The sequence below is a fragment of the Mucilaginibacter pineti genome (assembly GCF_900101875.1).
GTDB classification, from domain to species: domain Bacteria; phylum Bacteroidota; class Bacteroidia; order Sphingobacteriales; family Sphingobacteriaceae; genus Mucilaginibacter; species Mucilaginibacter pineti.
In genome coordinates, this window is record NZ_FNAI01000005.1 from 169197 (window position 1) to 188282 (window position 19086).

Below are 19086 nucleotides of genomic sequence, written 5' to 3' on the forward strand. Positions count from 1 at the left end.
TTTATTTATGACGATAGTGATATAACGCGGTTGTGAATAGCATAGACTGACGAATAAATGCTACATCATATGCCGCAATCCTGTACCCTCACTTCACCGTATTTGAAACTTTTTGCATCCCATCAGCGTAATACGACCTGAATTGTATATTTAATTCAATCCAACCTAAAGAATGAAGAAATTTTTTACGCTTAAAACTATTATCCTATCCTTACTTATTTTATCGGCCTATAGTGCCTCGGCACAAATTGTTGAACCACCGGATGGGCAGGATTCTATCGCCATTAAAAAAAAGGCAGCAACACCAACTATTAAAGCCGTAGCTGTAAAAAAAGACACCGTTATTGTTCAGCAACAATCATACGGCGATAGGGCACAAAACCTGTATTTTGAAATAGGCGGTCCCGGCCTGGCTTTAACCGTTAATTACGATACACGCTTTGGCGAAAAGCGCAATGGCCTGGGTTACCGGGTGGGCGCAGGTTACTTTGCCGATGGCGGTAACAATGTTTTCACCATTCCGTTACAGGTAAATTACCTGATAGGCGAAACCACCAGTTTACTGGAGATAGGCGGCGGTACAACTTTTTTAAACTCCTACGGAGATAACAAAGGCAAGCACTTTATTTTTGACAGGGTTACCGGCTTTGTAGGTACTGCCACCCTTGGCTACCGTTACCAGCCCGAAGAAAAAGGCTTTAATTTCAGGATTGCATTTGTACCCATTTTTTATGATGAAGGCATTATTGCTGCCGGCGGTATAAGCTTTGGATATACCTTTAAATAATTAATAACGTAAGTTTTTGTATACCCTTTAACATAAAATCCCTGAATTTTTAGCGACTATGAAAATCATTCTGATTTTATATATTAGTGGGCTAATTATTTGCAACCTTAATGTTAAATAAACTATTCCTTACGCTGATATGCCTGCTGGGCAGCATCGGCTTATTTGCCCAAACCCATAGTCATGAATTTGGCATACAATCAGATAACGATTCATTCCTGGGCCAGGGATCAGACAGGTATTACACCAATGGCATCTTTTTTTATTACCGCAAAGCTTTAAAGGCCGACAATGGCCTGCAAAACAAAGTGCTTGGTTTTGAAATAGGGCAAAAAATGTTCAACGCGCAATCGGGCTTTGTTCCCAATGCCGATTATGTTGACAGGCCTTTTGCCGCCTACACTTACATTGGCTCGACACTGAACTTGCTGTATGCCAACGAAAGCAATTTAAAACTTAGTGCCCAGATAGGCGTGAATGGCCCCATTGCCGGCGGCCAGCCCGTGCAAAAGCTAATACATAACACTTTCGGTTTTTACAAACTAAACGGCTGGCAATACCAAATCAGAAACGACGTACAACTTAACCTCGGCGCCGAGTACAATAAACTGCTGGTAAGGGCCTCGTGGATTGATGCAAGCTTTACCAGCTACGCTAACCTTGGTAATGGTTTTACCGGTGCTGGTCTGGGTACTATGATAAGGTTAGGAAATTTCAACCAGCTGTTTAACTCGGTAAGTACACAAAGTACGGTAACCACAACAGCACAAAACGGGTTATTGCACAAGCACGAAATATTCTTTTACTACAAACCGCAAATAAACGTTGTTGCTTACGATGCTACCATACAAGGCAGCCTTTTCCGGAGCAAGGATACCACGAGTATGGAAGTAACGCTGAGCAAAAAACCGGTGGTTTTCAGTCAGCAGTTTGGCCTGGCTTTTACTACAGATCGTTTTACGTTTGATATAGCAGCCATTTTTCATACCCGCGAAGTAAAGGAGATGGTGCATTCACATCAATGGGGCAGCATTACAGGGGTATACAGGTTTAAATAGATATGCAAATTTCAGATGTGCAGATATGCAGATGATTTTGCCTGAACCATGATTAAGGGGATTAAAAGATTACCACGATTAATGAAAAATCAGGGCAATCCCTAAATCCGATAATCTAATAAATCTGCTTAATCCAGGTTCAGACAATCCGCACATCTAAAAATTTACTCTTCGTAATTCTTCGCCCTATTATCTTTTTTTACCGATTGTTTCTTTTTACTATCTAAACGGGCGGCCTTTGCAGCCTTGCTTACCTTGGTAGGCTTACGTACTTTTTGTACTTGCAAAGCGCGTGTAAGAAGCCCTATCAGCCTTTCAGGCGCTTTTTCTTTGTTAAGATACTGGCTACGCTCTTCATCGCAGATCACCTGAATGTAGCCATCTTTATTTAAACGGTTCCGGAGTTTTTCAGTAAGGAGTAATTTCTCTTCATCGGTAAACAGTGCGGAGGTTTCCATCGCGAACAAAAGTTCTACCTTGCTTGATACCTTGTTTACATTTTGCCCGCCCTTGCCGCCACTGCGTGAGGTTTTGTAAGTTATTTCTTTCTGAAGATCGGCCTTAGTGAGGTTCATTTTTCAAAGATAGCTTTTTAGTCATTAGTCATTAGTCATTAGTCATTAGTCATTAGCCGGGATTGCAAAAGAAGCCTTATGTTTTAGAAATTGTGAAAATTCTTTAATTCTGAAAATTCTGATTCTGACAAAATTCAACTTAATCAACTCAATCAACAACCAAATTTGTATTTTAGTGGCTTTATGAGCAACAATATTGTAGTGGCAATTGATGGTTATTCATCATGCGGTAAAAGCACACTGGCCAAGGCTTTAGCCAAAAAACTTCATTTTATTTATGTGGATAGCGGCGCCATGTACCGTGCTGTTGCCTTATACTTTCTGCGTAATAATATTGATTCCAACAACCACGAGCAAATTGCCGAAGCGTTGAAAGACATTCACCTAAACTTTCATTCGCGCGATTACCAAACGCACATTACCCTTAATGACGAAGAGGTATCTGAGGAAATCCGCTTAATGCCGGTTTCCGAAAAAGTGAGCGAAGTATCGGCCATTCGTGAAGTGCGTAAGGAGATGGTAAAACAGCAGCAGCGCATGGGGTATTCCAAAAACATTGTGATGGACGGCCGCGATATTGGCACCACGGTTTTCCCTGCCGCTAACGTAAAAATATTCATGACAGCCGATCCTAAAGTACGTGCTGAACGCCGCTACAAAGAAATCCACGACAAAAACCCCGAAATTACTTTAGAAGACATATTTGAGAACATAGCCCATCGCGACTACCAGGATACCACCCGCGAGGAAAGCCCGCTGGTAAGGGCCGCGGACGCCATTATATTAGACAATACCAACCTCACCCCCGAACAGCAATTACAGTTTGCCTTGGATAAGGTGGAACCATTTCTTTAGGTTAAAGGTAAAAGGCGAAAGGTTAAAGGTATTGTCCTATTTAATATCAAATGAGAGTATCGCTTATTGTTATTGCGTAATTGCAAATCTGACCTTTGCCTCTCGATATAAAAACCTTTTACCTTTCGCCTTTTACCTTTAACCTAAATTAACAAACTTCACTGTATTAACCCCAAACCTGTTCAAAAAATCAACTCCTTCATCACTTGCCAGGCCTTTAAACTCGGCATATGATTTATCAAAATAAACCTGTTTTATACCGGCCGAAAAAATAAGTCGTGCACAGGCTATGCACGGCGATAGCGTTGTGTAAAGTGTTGCACCTTCAAGCCGGGCACCATTTTTTACGGCGTATAGTATAGCATTCTCTTCGGCATGCAGGGCAAGGGAGCAGCTCCCCTTTGAATCGCGTGCGCAGCCGGTTTCAGGCCATTCCTCGTCGCAGTTATGTGTACCCGCTGGCGGTCCGTTGTACCCGATAGATATAATACGGGTATCGCGCGTTAAAACAGCGCCTACATGGGCCTTAACGCAGTGCGAACGCTTGGCCAGATCAGTGGCAAGGTTCATGAAAATATGATCGAAACTTGGTTTCATATATTAAGTCATTAGGTCATTAAACGTCATTGGGTCATTACTTCATTTTTAAATGACTTAATGACCCAATGACTTAATGAGTTTTTAAAGATTAGTGACCTGCCGCTACTTCAACGTGGTCAAGATCGATACCCTGGCTGCGTAATTCCTTGCTTACTTTCCAGGCAAAATATGCCAGGTAAGCAAAGCCCAATGCAGGTACAATGTAGGAGAAATGTATACCGCTCATGCCTTTAACAATATCTCCGCTGCCATCGGCAATTTTACCTTGTAATGGCGGGATAATTGAACCGCCCAATATCATCATAATAAGGAAAGCCGAACCCTGGCTGGTATATTTACCCAAACCAGTAATGGCTAGCGAAAATATAGATGGCCACATGATTGAACAGCATAAACCACCGCTAATGAAAGAAAAGGTTGCAACCCTGCCGGTGGTCAATAAACCAGTAAGCATAAATGCGACACCCAATAATGCCAATACCGATAAGGTACGTGTTGGTTTTTGCTTACCAATAAAGAAAGCAACTATCAATATAGCCACACAAACCGCGTAAACATATAGGTTACTTACATTAACACCCGTTACGGCATTTACCAATAGCACTATGCCAAATGCTATAAAAGGCACTAATACGTAAAGTATGTATTTTGTAGTTTTTGATAAGTTAAACGCACCAATTGAGCCCGCAAACCTGCCGATCATCAAGCTACCCCAATATAAGGAGATATAAGGTGAAATGGCCGACTCAGCAAACGAGCCAAACTCCGGTGTCTTTAATAAAGAACCCATATTACTTTGGATAGTTACCTCGGTACCTACGTAAGTAAAAATGGCCAGCATACCTAAAATTAACTGTGGATATTGCATTGCTCCCCAACCCTCTTTGCTGCCTTTTGCTGCAAAAATAGTACCTACCAATGTTAATACAATAATGGCCAGTGAAGCATATACGAAATATTGGCTTGGGATATGAATAGCGTTGCTTAAAGGATCAGCAGCCAATATCAATAAAAATGCGATGAATATGATAAATAACGGCGTGTTGGCTTTTGAGCTTGATTCTATTTTTTCGTCGCTGGTTACTTTAGGCAGATTAGAGAACCAAAAGAAAACCGCAACGGCGATGAACAACCCGGCAAGCATGTAATAAAGGTTATTTACCGATGAAATTTGAACGTCTTTTGCCTCAATTTTAGCAGTTGCGGAGCCAAATAGGATAACGCCTACAACCACCGGACCTAATAAACCACCAATGTTATTGATACTACCGGCAAAATTTAAACGGTTTGAACCTGTTTCTGGTTCGCCCAAGGCAACAACAAACGGGTTTGCGGCTGTTTGCTGCAAGGAAAAACCAACTGCTATGATAAAGAACACCGCCAATATAAACCCAAATGATCCGGTAGCGATTGCAGGAATCATACCCAAAGCGCCTACTGCCGATATAATTAAACCTAATATAATCCCATTTTTATAACCAAGCTTGTTCATGATATCAACCTTACTGGCCTGCGAAGCAAAATAAAGTATCAGTGAACCAATGAAATAACCGCCATAAAAGGTAAAATCTATCAACTGAGATTCAAATTGTGTTAAATGAAAATGCTCTTTACAAAAGGGGATAAATACTCCATTTGAGGCGGCCAAAAAGCCCCAGAAAAAAAATACAATTACCAGGGTATACAGGGCCGAGGCATAATTCTTAGCGTTTTTTTGTTCCATTTCTTAGTTTAGTTATTCAGAATGTATTTTGAAACGCTAAACATAATCCATTTTTTGTAAAAGTTTACACACTTTTTCAAATTAAATAAATCACAATTTTATGTTTCGTTGTTTAAGAGATAAAATTGCATATTCGCATTGTTCAAAAATGAACAACGCCTCAATTAATGATAGAAGCCATTATTTCGGGAATTGGGTTTGGATTAGTGCTGACGTTTATTACTGGCCCGGTCTTTTTTGCTCTTATTAAAACCAGCATTGAAAAAGGTTTTCATGCAGGTGTTGCCCTTGCCCTCGGTGTAGTATGCAGCGATGTGGTTTTTGTGGGTGGCATACTCTTTGGTTCGCAGTACGTTGATATCTCTGACCATACCAAAATTATTGCAGGTATAGGCGGCGCAGTTATCCTGTTTACTGTTGGCGTATACTACATGTTTAAAAAAGCCGAGATCAATTACGGCAATAAAGTACCATCAGGTATTGATAAGGCAGGGTACTTTTTCAAGGGCTTTTTAATGTGCATTTTTAACCCCTCCCTGCTTATCCATTGGACGGTTGTTATTGGTGCCGCCAGTACCACGTTTCACGTCGGCGCGCCTCATCGCTCGCTCCATATTGCTATTATGTTTTTAACCATCCTTATTGTACAGTTCAGCATGGATACTATAAAGGCCTTTTATGCCGATAAGCTGCGCGATAAGATCTCGGTTAAACTCATCCACCGCCTTAACGAAGTTGCCGGTATAGCGCTTATAATAGCCTCATTGGTGCTTATTGATAAGTTGGTTACCCATTTTATATTTTCTGCGCCGGTAGCATCTTGAGCAATCAAGTAAACACATTTTGTCATTCTGAATTTTAAAATCCGTGGCCTCCAAAGGGGGAAATGACATGGAAAATTATAAAAACGGGCTGTCATGCTGAGCCTGTCGAAGCATAGCGGGCAAAGGCCTTTACGCACGCCCCTTCGACAAGCTCAGGGTGACTGGCCCTTTACATATTACTTATCATGGGTAGGTATTAAGCAATTCTAATCTGCGACTTTGATGATGTACAATAGATTCTTCGCTCCGCTCAGAATGACAAATAAAAACCCAACAAAAAAGGCGATGAACCTAAATCCATCGCCTCAAATATCAACCCTTTCAGGGGGCTTTACATGTAAGCCCTTTGGTTTTTACCTTCCATCCAGTTAACAAAGGCGCGGTTAACAACTTTATTACCGCCAGGGGTTGGGTAATCACCGCTAAAGTACCAGTCACCGGTATGATCGGGACAGGCAATGTGCAGGTTATCCAGTGTTTGATAAATCACTTCAACCTTACATTTTATTTCTTTTGGAGTGATAATCTGCGCAATGCGGTCAGATACCTGCTGATCTGTGAACAGCTCATATATAGCCTTTACGTAGTTTTGCACCTGTTCCTTAGGCAATTTAATGCTGTCTTTACACTTCTTGTAAACATCAGCAATAATGTCTTCGCGCTTCATTTCCTTTAACAGGCTGATGGCAGCTTCAAATGCAACAAACTCACCCATACGCGACATATCGATACCATAACAATCCGGATAACGGATCTGCGGTGCCGACGATACCACAACCACCTTTTTAGGACCAAGCCTGTCCAGGATCTTCAGGATACTTTGTTTTAGCGTAGTACCACGAACAATGGAGTCATCAAGCACAACCAGCGTATCTGCATCCTTGTTTATTAAACCGTATGTGGTATCATAAACGTGGGCAACCATTTCGCTGCGGTCGGCATCCTGGGTGATAAAGGTACGCAGCTTAACATCCTTAATGGCTATCTTTTCAACCCTTGGGGCAAGCTTTAATACCTCTGTTAATTCTTCTTCGCTTATCTTATCCTCGCGGTTAAGCAGCTTATCACGCTGGTATTTTTTTACGTATTTGTGTACCCCCTCTACCATGCCATAAAAAGCAACTTCGGCAGTATTGGGGATGTAAGAGAATACGGTGTTTTTTATATCATTATCAACCGCGTTTAATATTTGCGGGCAAAGCAAACGGCCCAGTTGTTTACGCTCGCGGTAAATGGCCGCGTCGCTACCCCTTGAAAAGTAGATACGCTCAAATGAGCAGGCTTTCTTTTCTTTAGGCTCGCTAAACATATCCTCGGTTATCTTACCGTTCTTTTTAACGATCAAAGCATGACCCGGGCGAATTTCCCTGATCTCTTCAATTGGTACGTTAAAGGCGGTTTGAATGGCTGGGCGCTCTGATGCTGCAACCACAATCTCATCATTATAATAATAATAAGCCGGGCGTATACCCACCGGGTCGCGCATTACAAAGGCATCACCATGGCCAAGTATCCCCGCAATGGTGTAACCACCATCCCAGTTCTTGGCAGATTTACGGAGAATTTTGGCAACATCCATATCATTGGCTATCAGCTTACTGATCTCCATATTATCGTCCAATCCCTCGCGTTTATACTGGTCAAACAGTCCCTGGTTTTCGGTATCAATAAAGTGGCCCATTTTTTCGAGCACTGTAATGGTATCGGCTTGTTCCTTGGGGTGCTGTCCCAGGTCGTACAGTTGCTGCAGCAATTCATCAACATTGGTCATGTTAAAGTTACCTGCAATAACCAAATTCCTGGTTTGCCAGTTGTTTTGCCTTAAAAATGGATGGCAGCTTTCGATGCTATTTTTACCGTGGGTACCATAACGCAGGTGACCAAGTAAAACTTCGCCCGTAAAGCTCACATGTTCCTTCAGCCATTCGGCATCGGCCATTCTTTCGGGGGTTTCTTTTTGAATATCCGCGAACTTCTTCTGGATATATTCAAAAATGTCAGCAACAGCGTTTGAGGCCATTGAGCGGTGACGGCTTATATAACGCTTACCAGGCTCAATATCCAATTTAATGGTAGCAACACCTGCGCCATCCTGGCCCCGGTTATGTTGTTTCTCCATTAAAAGGTAAAGCTTGTTCAGGCCATACAGAGCAGTTCCGTACTTTTTCTGATAAAATGATAGTGGCTTTAATAAGCGGATAAATGCCACACCGCATTCATGTTTAATCTGATCGCTCATGATTCGGAATGAGGCTGCAAAGGTATCATTTATAATGAACTCTTTATAAAATCATTTGTCATTAAATAGTAGTTTAAACATTTAAATTAAAATAGACTTAACGGTGTGTTAATTTCTGTATAAAGTGGCTTTTGTCTGAACCATGATTTACAAGATTTAAGGATTAACATGATTTTGATCCTTGCTAATCAAATCCAATAATCCAACAAATCTGCTTAATCCCGGTTCCGACAAAATCCTCAAAAAAAAATCCGGCTTTACAGCCGGACTCTCAGGTTTATTTGATTGGTTTGAAATTCGAATTTAATTATAGCCTTTCGCCATGCTGACTGATATCCAGTCCCATCTCCTCCTCTGCGGCCGATACCCTTAACGGTGAGATCATATCGGTAATTTTCAATAATAACAATGAGCCGAAAAAAGCAAAGATAGACACGCAAACAAGCGCTACCAATTGCACCAGGAACAGGTGTGTTTCGCCAAAAAACAGTCCGTTGCCGGTAGTGTTATTAGCATTTACATGCTGACTGGCAAATACGCCGGTCAACAACATACCCACCATACCACCAACGCCGTGGCAAGGGAATACGTCAAGCGTATCATCAATAGAAGTACGCGTACGCCATTCAACCACCAGATTACTCACTACTGCCGATATAATCCCGATAGCCAGTGAATGCGGCACCGATACAAAGCCCGCAGCCGGGGTAATGGCAACCAAACCCACAACAGCACCGATACAGGTACCCATTGCCGATGGTTTACGGCCTCTTAACATATCAAAAAATATCCAGGTAACACCGGCCGCTGCCGATGCTGTAGTGCTGGTAGCCAAAGCCGTTACCGCCAAAGCATTTGCACCAAAGGCCGAACCCGCGTTAAAGCCAAACCAGCCAAACCACAACAAACCGGTACCTATCATTACATAGGTGATACGGGCCGGGGCATGGTTAGCATCATTACGGCGTTTTAAATATAATGCCGATGCAAGAGCAGCCCATCCGGCGCTCATGTGTACTACAGTACCGCCGGCAAAGTCAAGCACGCCAAATTTGGCAAGTATGCCATCCGGGTGCCAGGTGCAATGCGCCAAAGGCGAGAATATGAAGATGGAAAACAATACCAGGAAAATGATATATGAGTTAAACCTGATTCGTTCGGCAAAAGCTCCTGTAATAAGCGCCGGGGTAATAATGGCAAACTTAAGCTGGTACATGGCAAACAACAGCAAAGGTATGGTTGGCGCGGCTTTCCAGGTGGCGTTGCCCAACATCCCCTTCATCATAAAAAAGGTTGCCGGGTTACCAATTATACCATGAAAACTATCACCAAATGCCAAACTAAAACCAAATATGCCCCATAGTACCGTGATAATGACCATACAAACAATACTTTGCAGCATTGTAGAGATCACGTTTTTTTTGTTCACCATACCGCCATAGAAGAAGGCCAGTCCGGGTGTCATAATCAGCACAAGGGCGGTTGACATGAGCATCCAGGCTATATCCCCGGTATTAAAATTGGGGTGACCGGAATTTTTAAACTCAACCGATGGAAAAACAAAAGTTAGGGTAAGAATTATTAGAATAATTAAGAAAGGAATATACCGTTTCATTAAGTTTTAGAATATTACGTATCAAAAAGGGCCTGAAAGTATGATTTTTATTATAAAAAAACGAATAATCGTTGATTTTTATTTAAAATAATACCAAACAAAACAATTACAGGTACTTAATAACGAAATTTGGGAATATTCCTAATAAAACAAGCACAAAACTTATTACCACTGCTAAAATTAAAGGATTATAGTCTTTTTTATAGGTAATTTCAGAAATATCTGCTCGTTTCAGAAATAAATTAAGCGGAATTTTGATATAGTAAAAAAGCGACACCACTGTAGTTAAAGCCCCCGTGCCCATCAGCAGCACCAGCCATATATTGTGCGATTGCTGATAAATGTTGTACACCGCCGAAAATACAAACAGTTTACCTGTAAAGCCGGCGCTCACCGGCAAACCGGTTAACGATACCAATATTATGGTAAAACAAACACCCGCAACCGGGTATTTAAGGCCAAGCCCTTTGTACCCATCCATATTATCAACACCGGCAACATTGCTGAAATAGGTGGCCAGCACCAGCGCGCCAATATTTGCCAGGGCATAAACAAACAGGTAATAAGTTAAGGCTGATAAACCCTGCTGATTCAGGATTAAAACTGACATCAGTGCGAAACCTGTATGCCCAATACTGGAATAGGCCAGCATCCGTTTAACGTTACTTTGTATTACGGCAGCGAAATTTCCTGCTATCATGGTAACAATGCTCGCTACGGCCAGTATGATAGACAGATCAAACCCCGTCCATTTGCCCAACAGCAGAAATGGCGGCAAAAAGTTAAACAACAGCGCGAACGCTCCTATTTTAGGTACAGTAGAAAGATAAGCGGTAACCGGCGTTGGCGCACCCTGGTACACATCGGGCACCCAAAAATGAATGGGAACAAAGGATAATTTAAACCCAATACCCACCAGCACTAAAATTACCGCGAAGGATGAGCTTATGGTATTTACTTTACTTAGCTGATCTATAAAACCAGCTGAAAAAAGATCAAGTGAACCGCTAAAGCCATACAACAACGAGATGCCATACAGCATAATTGCCGAGGATGCCGCGCCAAACAGTACATATTTTAAACCGGCCTCGGTACTAAAGGCGTTCTCGGTACGGTAGGCTACCATAAGGTATGACGCGATGGATACAATTTCTATAGCAAGGTATATGGAAAGCAGGTTAACCGCCATCACCATCAGGTGCAGACCAAATATGGATGCGATGGTAATGGTGTAAAGATCGGCCAATCCTTTCTGATGACTGCTCAGTTTATCGTCCCAGGTAAAATACAGCAGCAGGATAAACGCCAGCAGATCAATAATCAGCTTAAAGAATACCCCACCGCGACTAAGCAGCAGCATATTGGTAAATATCAAATGCGGCCCATCCAATATTAATGCAACCTGTTGCAAATCCTTAAACATTACAACAACAATACCTGCACACGCCACAATACGGCAAAGGGTGGTAGACGTTTTACCAAAAATCAGATCGGTTATTAAAACGATGAGGAACAGCGCACCCAGGTAAATTTCGGGCATAAAAAACCGGATGCTATCGAAAACATTATTTAACTGAACTGATATGTGCGGCAGCAGATCGTGCATTTATGGTTATTTAGCTTGTAAAAACTGGATAAGTGCAAGTACCGAATCGTTAACCTTATCAAACACCAACGAAGGCATTATACCTAACACCAAAGCTATTATAGCCAGTGGCGCAAGGGTAAGTTTTTCGCGCAGGTTAAGATCAACAAGGGCTGTTTTCCAAACGTCGCCCCCTTTTAACGACTCCTGACCAAAAAACATGCGCTGCAGCGTCCACAAAAAATAGGCTGCCCCAAGCAGGATACCCAGTGTACCGCAAATGGCCATCCAATAAGGTAAAAGCCCGTTTACGTTGTGCGATTTAAATGTACCAGCCAATGTAAATGCCTCGGCCACAAATGCCGAAAAGCCCGGCAACCCTAACGATGCAAAAAAGGCGATCATTACAAAAGCCGTATATTTTGGCATCAAGTTCCCTAACCCACGGAAGTGGTTAATACCCCTGTCATGCACACGATTGTACAATACACCAACTAAAAAGAACAGCATGGTTGATAAAAACCCGTGACTTACCATTTGCATTACCGCGCCGCTAACCCCCTCGGCTGTTTGTGAAGCGATGCCCAGCAGTACAAAGCCCATGTGCGATACAGATGAATAAGCGATCATCCGTTTCAGGTCTTTTTGAGCCAGCGCATTGAACGCGCCGTATAATATCGAGATAACCCCAAGCAAACCAATCCAGAACGCATGGTTTGTAGCCACATCCGGAAAAATGCCAATACAGATGCGAATGATGCCATAGCCGCCTATTTTTAGCAGGATACCTGCTAATATAATAGATACAGGGGTAGGCGCTTCCACGTGCGCATCGGGTAGCCAGGTGTGCAGTGGTACAACGGGAACTTTAATAGCAAATGCTATGAACAACACCACAAAGCCAACCGTACGGGCAGGCATACCCAGTATGGTTTGATGCGCGGCAATGGAAAATACCGAATTGCCGCTGTAATTGGCCGGGTTCATCATTTGTACAATGTTGAAAGTATGGTTGCCCGTTGCCGGATCTGTTACCGAAAGGTATAAGCCCACCATCACCAGCAGCATAAACACCGAGCCGAATAGCGTATAAAGGAAAAATTTGATAGCTGCGTACTCCCTGCGTGCACCGCCCCACATACCAATTAGGAAATACAGCGGCAGCAGCATCAGTTCATAAAACATATAAAACAGGAAGAAATCCAACGCGCAAAACACACCGACAACTGCCATATCCAACAGTAAAAATAACAGGAAGAAGCCTTTGAGGTTGCTCTTTATTTCCCAGGTAGCCAGCGTTGCGATGACCATTACCAGCGATGTCATTACCAGCAGCGTGATAGATATGCCATCGATACCTACAAAATAGTCGATCTGCATTTTGCCGAAACTGCCCAGGTTAAGGGAGATCCAGGGGAGCTTTTGCACAAACTGAAACTGATCTTCGTGATTGATACCGCCAAAATTTGCACCCGTTTTAAAGTTAAGGTACATCCAAATACTGATACCCAGTTGAATTAAAGTAGCCAGCAGAGTTATATATTTAAAGCTGTTGCGCAATGATGATGGCAGCAGCATAATGATAATGCCAAAGAGTACAGGTATAAATATGAGTAAGGTTAATATATTCATCAGGTTTATATCAGTATTTTTAAAATGAACAGCGCCAGCACAATCAGCAGCATACTAAACAGGTAGTACTGCACTTTTCCGTTTTGAAATTTACGCGCAAAATTGCCAATACTTTGCACTATAGATGCCATTAAATGCAAAAAGCCATCAACAATATTCCTATCCGTCCACATGGCCAGTTTGGCAATGTAACCGCTGGTATGGGCTAATAAGTGGATAAAGCCATCGATAATACGACGATCGAACCTGAAACAGGCCCGGCATAAAAGTAATATTGGTTTTATAATAATGCGATTATAAATAGCATCAAAATACCATTGATTATATGATAATTGATAAAACAATCCGGTTTGCGGGAACAGGGCGGTTTTAGGTTTTGAATAAATAGTGAAAGCGAAAAACATCACACCTAAACTCACCACATTTACAGCAACGGGAATAATAAGGTTATAAATACTTTCGAACTTAGTGAGGCGCGAAATATTAAGCCCATTGAACAACCAGGCATGTTCATACGATAGCGGATTGATAGAGAACAGCGGGAACAGACAGCAAACAGCCAATAATATAAGCGGGAGCTTATACTGCCAGCCGCCATCGGTAATGTGTTCCTTTATGTTCGGGACGATATTTAGCAACCTGAACTCGCCGAAGAATACTTTTACAATTAACCTTACTACATAAAAAGCCGTAAGCCAACTGGTGAGTAACGCCGTTAGCGGGATAATTTTAAACCAAATACTTTTGCCGTCGCTCCATTCAAAGGCCTGGATCAGGATACCATCTTTCGACAGATAGCCCGATGTAAGCGGCAAACCTATCAGCGCCAGTCCGGCAATAACGGCTGTAATAAAAGTAAGCGGCAGTCTTTTGCGCAACCCACCCATTAGCGAAATATCCTGCGGATCGATATCCAGGTTATTATCGTCCTTAATGTGCTGCATTTGATGGATAACAATACCGGCCACCAAAAATAACAGACACTTAAAAAACGCGTGCGTAGCCAAATGGAACAGCGACGAGGAATAAGCCCCCACCCCCATCGCCAGGATCATAAACCCTAACTGCGATATGGTGGAGTAAGCTAAAATACGTTTCAGATCATTTTGGGTAAGCGCGATGGTTGCCGCCATAAAAGCCGTAAAGCAGCCTATACAGGCCAGCGCCGTTAACTCTGTTTGGGTGAACATTGGATAAACCCGGCCTAACAGGAAAACACCCGCCGCCACCATTGTAGCCGCATGAATAAGCGCCGAAACCGATGTTGGTCCCTCCATGGCATCTGGCAGCCAGGTATGCAATGGAAATTGCGCGGATTTAGCAGCTACGGCCATAAAAATACCCGCGCAGGCTATGTATTGCCAAATGACGGGCAAGGTGCCCGTTGGTGCAATCCACAAATCGTTATTTACAACAGATTGTGAAATTAGTCCTTTTTCGGCAAAAAGGGTAACGATATCGAAAGTGTGATATTGGGTAAACAGGATAATAATGGCTGATAACAAACCTATATCCCCTATCCTGTTTATAATAAAAGCTTTTTTATTGGCTTGTACTGCCTTATCCCTCGTAAACCAAAAACCGATAAGCAGGTACGATGAAAAACCCACCAACTCCCAAAACGCGTAGAACAGTACCAGGCTATCAACCACAACCAAAGCCAGCATACTGAAACAGAAGAAACTGAGGTAAGTAAAGTAACGGCTGTACCTGTCGTCATGCTTCATGTAGGCGGTGGAGTAAATATGCACCGGCAACGCGATAACCGAAACCAGCAGTAACAGCAATACCGATAGGTTATTTAACAATATCCCCGCGAAAACTTTAGTGCTGCCAATGGTAAACCAAACCTGCTGTGTATGAATGTCATGGTTATTCCAAATGCCTGCAAATACTTTAGCCGCCAAAACACAACTTCCCAAAATGGCCAATGCCGATACCCAGCCCGCCACCTTACTTTTTACCGGCAGGCAAAAGTTTACCAAAGCAGCAAGCAGCGGCAATGCCACAGCTGCAATAGTACAGGTGATAAGGATGCTATCTTGATATGGTAGTAGGTTGTTCAATTTTGTTTATTTGTTTCAATACTTAACATAGCAGGAAATATACTAACACCTTTGTTTTCCCGCCTGCTAAAGCTCAGTGTTTTAATATCGTTTGAAAAATCATATATAGCTTTTATTCGGTCTTTATTAGTTGGATAGTATATTTCACCGTTTACAGTGTTCATATAAAGTAAAGCGCTATCGTCGTTTTTATTAGCATCCAAATAAGCCTTATATTCTTTAGAAATCGCACCAAATTTCTTTTGATAACTTTTAACTGCACCTGTGGTTGTAACTATGATTATTACATCATGAGTTAAAGATGTTTCAAACGAGTTTTTATCCTTTTTTAAAACATTAATGCTAATGATATTTTCGGGATTGATTTTATCTGCTTCCTTCTTCGTTAACGGCTCGCCATCTACCACATATGTGGAACTATCACTATTACCAGAAACAGAACTACTTAGCGCATGATTGTATTGCTGTTCTTTTGCGGTATCCAAAGCGATGCTGGCAGGGTTTAGTGATGCATCAAGAACTTTTTGACCCGCTTTCGTTTTTATAAAATACGCTCCGTTTTGCCCTTTAGTCCCAAACATTTGTTGCGCATCAGATATTTTAATAATAGAAAACTCTTGAATGTCGTCAGGTTTAATACTACTTAACTTACCGGTAAAAACGTTTCCATCAACTTCAATATAAGCCTTTCCGCTTTTAATAGTTGCATCACGAAGTACAAGCTTGCCTCCTGAAACATACATAGTATCCCTATGTTGCGCAATAGCGACGGTAGAAATCAATAAACAAATAATGGTAAAAATCTTTCTCATCACTCGTCCCTCAGTTTATCAATCCGGCCCGGATCGATGGTTTTATATTTGCGATATACGTTAAGGATTATTGCCAGTGCTACCGCTGTTGTGGCTGCTGCAAGCACTATGGCAAATAGAGCGAAAATTTGCCCCCCGTTGTTTACCCTGTCGTATTTACCAAAGGCAACCATGTTTAATATAGCGGCGTTCAGGATCAATTCTATACCTATTAATATCTGGATGGCGTTTTGTTTGGATACGATCATGTATAAGCCTGTACAAAACAGTACAGCGCTTACTATCATAAAATCGGTTAATGTGATCATGCTTTACTGCCCTCCTTACGCGATAAATGGGCAGCCCCTACCAATGCCATCAGCAATAAAATAGAGATAGCCTCGAAAGGCAGCAGATAACGCGTCATCAAATTAACGCCTATATTATCTATCATTACATCGTTCGGCGCAATGGTATTTTTAAGGTTGATTGCATCTTTTACCCAAGTCAGGTTATCTGCATCGGCCTTTATTATTACATTGATCAGTACTATAAAAAACGCGACTGACAGCAGTATTGCCGGCAATTTAGCCAAACTAAGAAATTTACCTTTTTGCTGCTGCATAACATCAAGCGTTTCCTTACCCGATAACATGAAGGCAAACAGTATCAGCACTAATATCCCGCCCACGTAGATAACTACCTGTGTTACGGCCACAAAATCGGCAAGAGCCAGCACATATAATCCCGCAAGAGCAAACAGGGTAACGAAGAACACAAAGATACTGCGCACCAGATTTTTGGTAGATGCGGCGTATAATGCCGAGGCTATGGCAATAAAACTCATTAAATAAAACAGCACACGCACTAAACTCATGCCCCGCCCTCCTTTTTTTGCATGGCAGCCAGTTTGGCGGCTTGCTTTTCGGCCTGTTGCTTATCAAACAGGGCGCGCTTTTCGGCAGCTACTTCGGGTGGCATGTCTGAAAACTGGTAAACAAGGTCGCTTAGTTCAAATACGGTTTTATCGTACTGGTTGGTCATGGTGATGCATTCGGTTGGGCACACAATGGTACAAAGACCGCAATACATGCACTTGGCCATATCAATATCAAACTTGGCAGCATACAAGCGCTTAGTGGTACCATCGGATGTTTGGCCGATAGCCTCAGTAGCTTTTATAGCCTCGATATCAATACAATTAACGGGGCAAACCTTGGCACACAGATCGCACACAATGCAATCATCCATCTCCACATCCAGCTGGTAACGACCAACCTCTGGTACCGGCAATTGCTGCTTAGGATATTGAATGGTGTTGGTGCCTTTCTCCAGTTGTTTAAAGTAATTACTGTCGCTCACGGTAACAATCTCGCGCTTGCTGTTGGCCGCAAAGAGGTGCTTCACGGTAAGGCTTAAACCTTTCCATGCCGTAGTAAAACCGTTGATGACTTTTTTTAACAAACTCTAAATATTAAATTCCAATCTTAAAAATAAATTCTAAACCCTAATTTCTAAATCCTAAAAAAATGAATCCGAAATCGAAAATTCGAAATCCGAAATCTTCCTACATGAGCCAAAGTCTCCAAATACCCGATATCAGCATACAGATAAAGGCCAGGGGAGTTAATACCTTCCAGCAGAGATTCATCAGCTGATCTACACGGAAACGGGGCAGCGTCCACCGTATCCACATTTGTACAGCGACTAAACCTAATGTTTTTAGGGTAACCCATAATATGCCCCAGCCCATGCCGGTTGTCCACGTGGCTAAATGTACCGAACCTATATTGGGCAGTGGTGAATTCCATGCGCCTAAGAACAAGATAACCCCTATCATACTCACCAGGAACATCATGGAATATTCGGCCAAAAAAACCAGCGCGAAACGGATACCCGTAAATTCGGTATGGAAACCTGCAACCAATTCCGATTCAGCCTCGGGAATATCAAACGGAGCCCGGTTACTTTCGGCCAGTGAGGCAATAAAATAGATTACGAAAGCGATTATCAGATGCGGCGCGCGAAAGATATTCCAGCTGAAAAAGCCACCAATATTGGTTACATCCCAAAAACCTACGAATTTTATTTTTTCGGCAGATAAGACACCTTGCTGGGCAGCCACCACCTGCAGATCCAGCGATTGCGCTATCATTACTACAGATATAATGGCGAAGCCTGCCGGGATCTCATACGAAATGATCTGCGCGGCAGAGCGCATAGCACCTAAGATGGAATATTTATTGTTCGATCCCCAGCCGGCCATCAGGATGCCCAATGTTTCTATGGAAATTATGGCGAAGATATAATAGATGCCTAAGTTTATTTTGGAAGGCACCAAGCCCGGTGCCCAGGGCAGGGCAGCAAAACCCATGTAAACTGCAATGAAAATTACTGCAGGTGCCAGCATAAACAACCACTTATCGGCAGCCGCCGGAATGATGAGTTCCTTTTGAATCATCTTTAATATATCGGCCAGTGTTTGCAGTGAACCAAACTTTCCGGTTTCTGTAGGGCCAAGCCTGTCTTGTATAAATGCCGAAATTTTGCGCTCGGCATAAACCCCGAACAACGCAAAAAAGGCCGAAAAACTAAACAAGCCAACAGCTACAATAAAATATGTTAAATAATAATTCAAGGGCCCGTTTTGTAAAGCTGCAAACTTAACAAATGTTACAATATTTTAGGCGATACTGCAATAAGTATATTAAGTTGATAGGGATTATGGGAGGCCTC

At 42.3% G+C, this 19086-nt stretch carries 17 protein-coding genes; 4 read left to right on the forward strand and 13 right to left on the reverse strand.

Annotated elements, in window-relative coordinates; all coding sequences use genetic code 11:
- Positions 1-172: 172 nt before the first annotated feature.
- Both BLS59_RS13075 and BLS59_RS13080 read left to right on the forward strand, forming a co-directional pair.
- Positions 173-787 (forward strand): hypothetical protein, encoded by a 615-nt coding sequence (locus BLS59_RS13075; protein WP_091149730.1) that lies wholly within the window; start codon positions 173-175, stop codon positions 785-787.
- Between the two features lie 110 nt (positions 788-897).
- A complete protein-coding gene (locus BLS59_RS13080; protein ID WP_091149731.1) occupies positions 898-1845 on the forward strand; it encodes a lipid A deacylase LpxR family protein in 948 nt (315 codons plus the stop codon).
- A 164-nt stretch (positions 1846-2009) separates the two neighbouring features.
- Here the strand turns inward: BLS59_RS13080 and arfB are convergent, their stop codons facing one another.
- Positions 2010-2420 (reverse strand): alternative ribosome rescue aminoacyl-tRNA hydrolase ArfB, encoded by a 411-nt coding sequence (gene arfB / locus BLS59_RS13085; protein WP_091149732.1) that lies wholly within the window; start codon positions 2418-2420, stop codon positions 2010-2012.
- A 183-nt stretch (positions 2421-2603) separates the two neighbouring features.
- Between arfB and cmk the strand changes: the two genes are divergently transcribed.
- Positions 2604-3275: a (d)CMP kinase gene (cmk, locus tag BLS59_RS13090; RefSeq protein WP_091149733.1), complete on the forward strand. Its 672-nt coding sequence runs from the start codon at positions 2604-2606 to the stop codon at positions 3273-3275.
- Positions 3276-3413: 138 nt separating this feature from the next.
- Here the strand turns inward: cmk and BLS59_RS13095 are convergent, their stop codons facing one another.
- Both BLS59_RS13095 and BLS59_RS13100 read right to left on the reverse strand, forming a co-directional pair.
- Positions 3414-3872, reverse strand: coding sequence for a deoxycytidylate deaminase (locus BLS59_RS13095; RefSeq protein ID WP_162842625.1), 459 nt, complete (start codon positions 3870-3872; stop codon positions 3414-3416).
- 91 nt (positions 3873-3963) lie between these two features.
- Positions 3964-5598, reverse strand: coding sequence for an MFS transporter (locus tag BLS59_RS13100; protein WP_091149734.1), 1635 nt, complete (start codon positions 5596-5598; stop codon positions 3964-3966).
- Between the two features lie 167 nt (positions 5599-5765).
- On the opposite strand from BLS59_RS13100, the gene BLS59_RS13105 reads away from it, so the two are divergent.
- A complete protein-coding gene (locus BLS59_RS13105; RefSeq protein WP_091149735.1) occupies positions 5766-6422 on the forward strand; it encodes a LysE family translocator in 657 nt (218 codons plus the stop codon).
- Between the two features lie 331 nt (positions 6423-6753).
- Here the strand turns inward: BLS59_RS13105 and BLS59_RS13110 are convergent, their stop codons facing one another.
- The 10 genes from BLS59_RS13110 to BLS59_RS13155 all read right to left on the reverse strand — a co-directional run bounded on the left by BLS59_RS13110 (position 6754) and on the right by BLS59_RS13155 (position 18988).
- Complete coding sequence (locus BLS59_RS13110) at positions 6754-8661, reverse strand: amidophosphoribosyltransferase (RefSeq protein WP_091149736.1); 1908 nt, start codon at positions 8659-8661, stop codon at positions 6754-6756.
- 307 nt (positions 8662-8968) lie between these two features.
- On the reverse strand, positions 8969-10276 hold the full coding sequence (locus BLS59_RS13115) for an ammonium transporter (RefSeq protein ID WP_091149737.1): 1308 nt from the start codon (positions 10274-10276) through the stop codon (positions 8969-8971).
- Positions 10277-10382: 106 nt separating this feature from the next.
- The gene (locus BLS59_RS13120) at positions 10383-11882 is read right to left on the reverse strand and encodes an NADH-quinone oxidoreductase subunit N (RefSeq protein WP_091149738.1); all 1500 of its coding nucleotides are present in this window, start codon (positions 11880-11882) and stop codon (positions 10383-10385) included.
- A gap of 6 nt (positions 11883-11888) precedes the next feature.
- The gene (locus BLS59_RS13125) at positions 11889-13493 is read right to left on the reverse strand and encodes a complex I subunit 4 family protein (RefSeq protein WP_091149739.1); all 1605 of its coding nucleotides are present in this window, start codon (positions 13491-13493) and stop codon (positions 11889-11891) included.
- A gap of 5 nt (positions 13494-13498) precedes the next feature.
- On the reverse strand, positions 13499-15559 hold the full coding sequence (locus BLS59_RS13130) for an NADH-quinone oxidoreductase subunit 5 family protein (RefSeq protein ID WP_240315230.1): 2061 nt from the start codon (positions 15557-15559) through the stop codon (positions 13499-13501).
- Positions 15556-16371 carry a hypothetical protein gene (locus BLS59_RS13135; RefSeq protein ID WP_091149740.1) on the reverse strand — a complete coding sequence of 272 codons (816 nt, stop codon included), beginning with the start codon at positions 16369-16371 and terminating at the stop codon, positions 15556-15558. The genes BLS59_RS13130 and BLS59_RS13135 overlap by 4 nt, the downstream gene beginning before the upstream one ends.
- A complete protein-coding gene (gene nuoK, locus BLS59_RS13140) occupies positions 16371-16679 on the reverse strand; it encodes an NADH-quinone oxidoreductase subunit NuoK (protein ID WP_091149741.1) in 309 nt (102 codons plus the stop codon). The genes BLS59_RS13135 and nuoK overlap by 1 nt, the downstream gene beginning before the upstream one ends.
- Positions 16676-17227 (reverse strand): NADH-quinone oxidoreductase subunit J family protein, encoded by a 552-nt coding sequence (locus tag BLS59_RS13145; RefSeq protein WP_091149742.1) that lies wholly within the window; start codon positions 17225-17227, stop codon positions 16676-16678. The genes nuoK and BLS59_RS13145 overlap by 4 nt, the downstream gene beginning before the upstream one ends.
- Positions 17224-17814: a 4Fe-4S binding protein gene (locus BLS59_RS13150; protein ID WP_091149743.1), complete on the reverse strand. Its 591-nt coding sequence runs from the start codon at positions 17812-17814 to the stop codon at positions 17224-17226. The genes BLS59_RS13145 and BLS59_RS13150 overlap by 4 nt, the downstream gene beginning before the upstream one ends.
- A gap of 103 nt (positions 17815-17917) precedes the next feature.
- A complete protein-coding gene (locus tag BLS59_RS13155; protein ID WP_091149744.1) occupies positions 17918-18988 on the reverse strand; it encodes a complex I subunit 1/NuoH family protein in 1071 nt (356 codons plus the stop codon).
- Positions 18989-19086: the final 98 nt, after the last annotated feature.

Coding starts and splice junctions, on each gene's coding strand:
- BLS59_RS13095 (WP_162842625.1), bottom strand. CDS start 3,872: ATGAAACCAAGTTTCGATCATATTTTCATGAACCTTGCCACTGATCTG.
- BLS59_RS13075 (WP_091149730.1), top strand. CDS start 173: ATGAAGAAATTTTTTACGCTTAAAACTATTATCCTATCCTTACTTATT.
- BLS59_RS13125 (WP_091149739.1), bottom strand. CDS start 13,493: ATGAATATATTAACCTTACTCATATTTATACCTGTACTCTTTGGCATT.
- BLS59_RS13110 (WP_091149736.1), bottom strand. CDS start 8,661: ATGAGCGATCAGATTAAACATGAATGCGGTGTGGCATTTATCCGCTTA.
- BLS59_RS13080 (WP_091149731.1), top strand. CDS start 898: ATGTTAAATAAACTATTCCTTACGCTGATATGCCTGCTGGGCAGCATC.
- BLS59_RS13120 (WP_091149738.1), bottom strand. CDS start 11,882: ATGCACGATCTGCTGCCGCACATATCAGTTCAGTTAAATAATGTTTTC.
- BLS59_RS13105 (WP_091149735.1), top strand. CDS start 5,766: ATGATAGAAGCCATTATTTCGGGAATTGGGTTTGGATTAGTGCTGACG.
- nuoK (WP_091149741.1), bottom strand. CDS start 16,679: ATGATCACATTAACCGATTTTATGATAGTAAGCGCTGTACTGTTTTGT.
- BLS59_RS13135 (WP_091149740.1), bottom strand. CDS start 16,371: ATGAGAAAGATTTTTACCATTATTTGTTTATTGATTTCTACCGTCGCT.
- BLS59_RS13100 (WP_091149734.1), bottom strand. CDS start 5,598: ATGGAACAAAAAAACGCTAAGAATTATGCCTCGGCCCTGTATACCCTG.
- cmk (WP_091149733.1), top strand. CDS start 2,604: ATGAGCAACAATATTGTAGTGGCAATTGATGGTTATTCATCATGCGGT.
- arfB (WP_091149732.1), bottom strand. CDS start 2,420: ATGAACCTCACTAAGGCCGATCTTCAGAAAGAAATAACTTACAAAACC.
- BLS59_RS13115 (WP_091149737.1), bottom strand. CDS start 10,276: ATGAAACGGTATATTCCTTTCTTAATTATTCTAATAATTCTTACCCTA.
- BLS59_RS13145 (WP_091149742.1), bottom strand. CDS start 17,227: ATGAGTTTAGTGCGTGTGCTGTTTTATTTAATGAGTTTTATTGCCATA.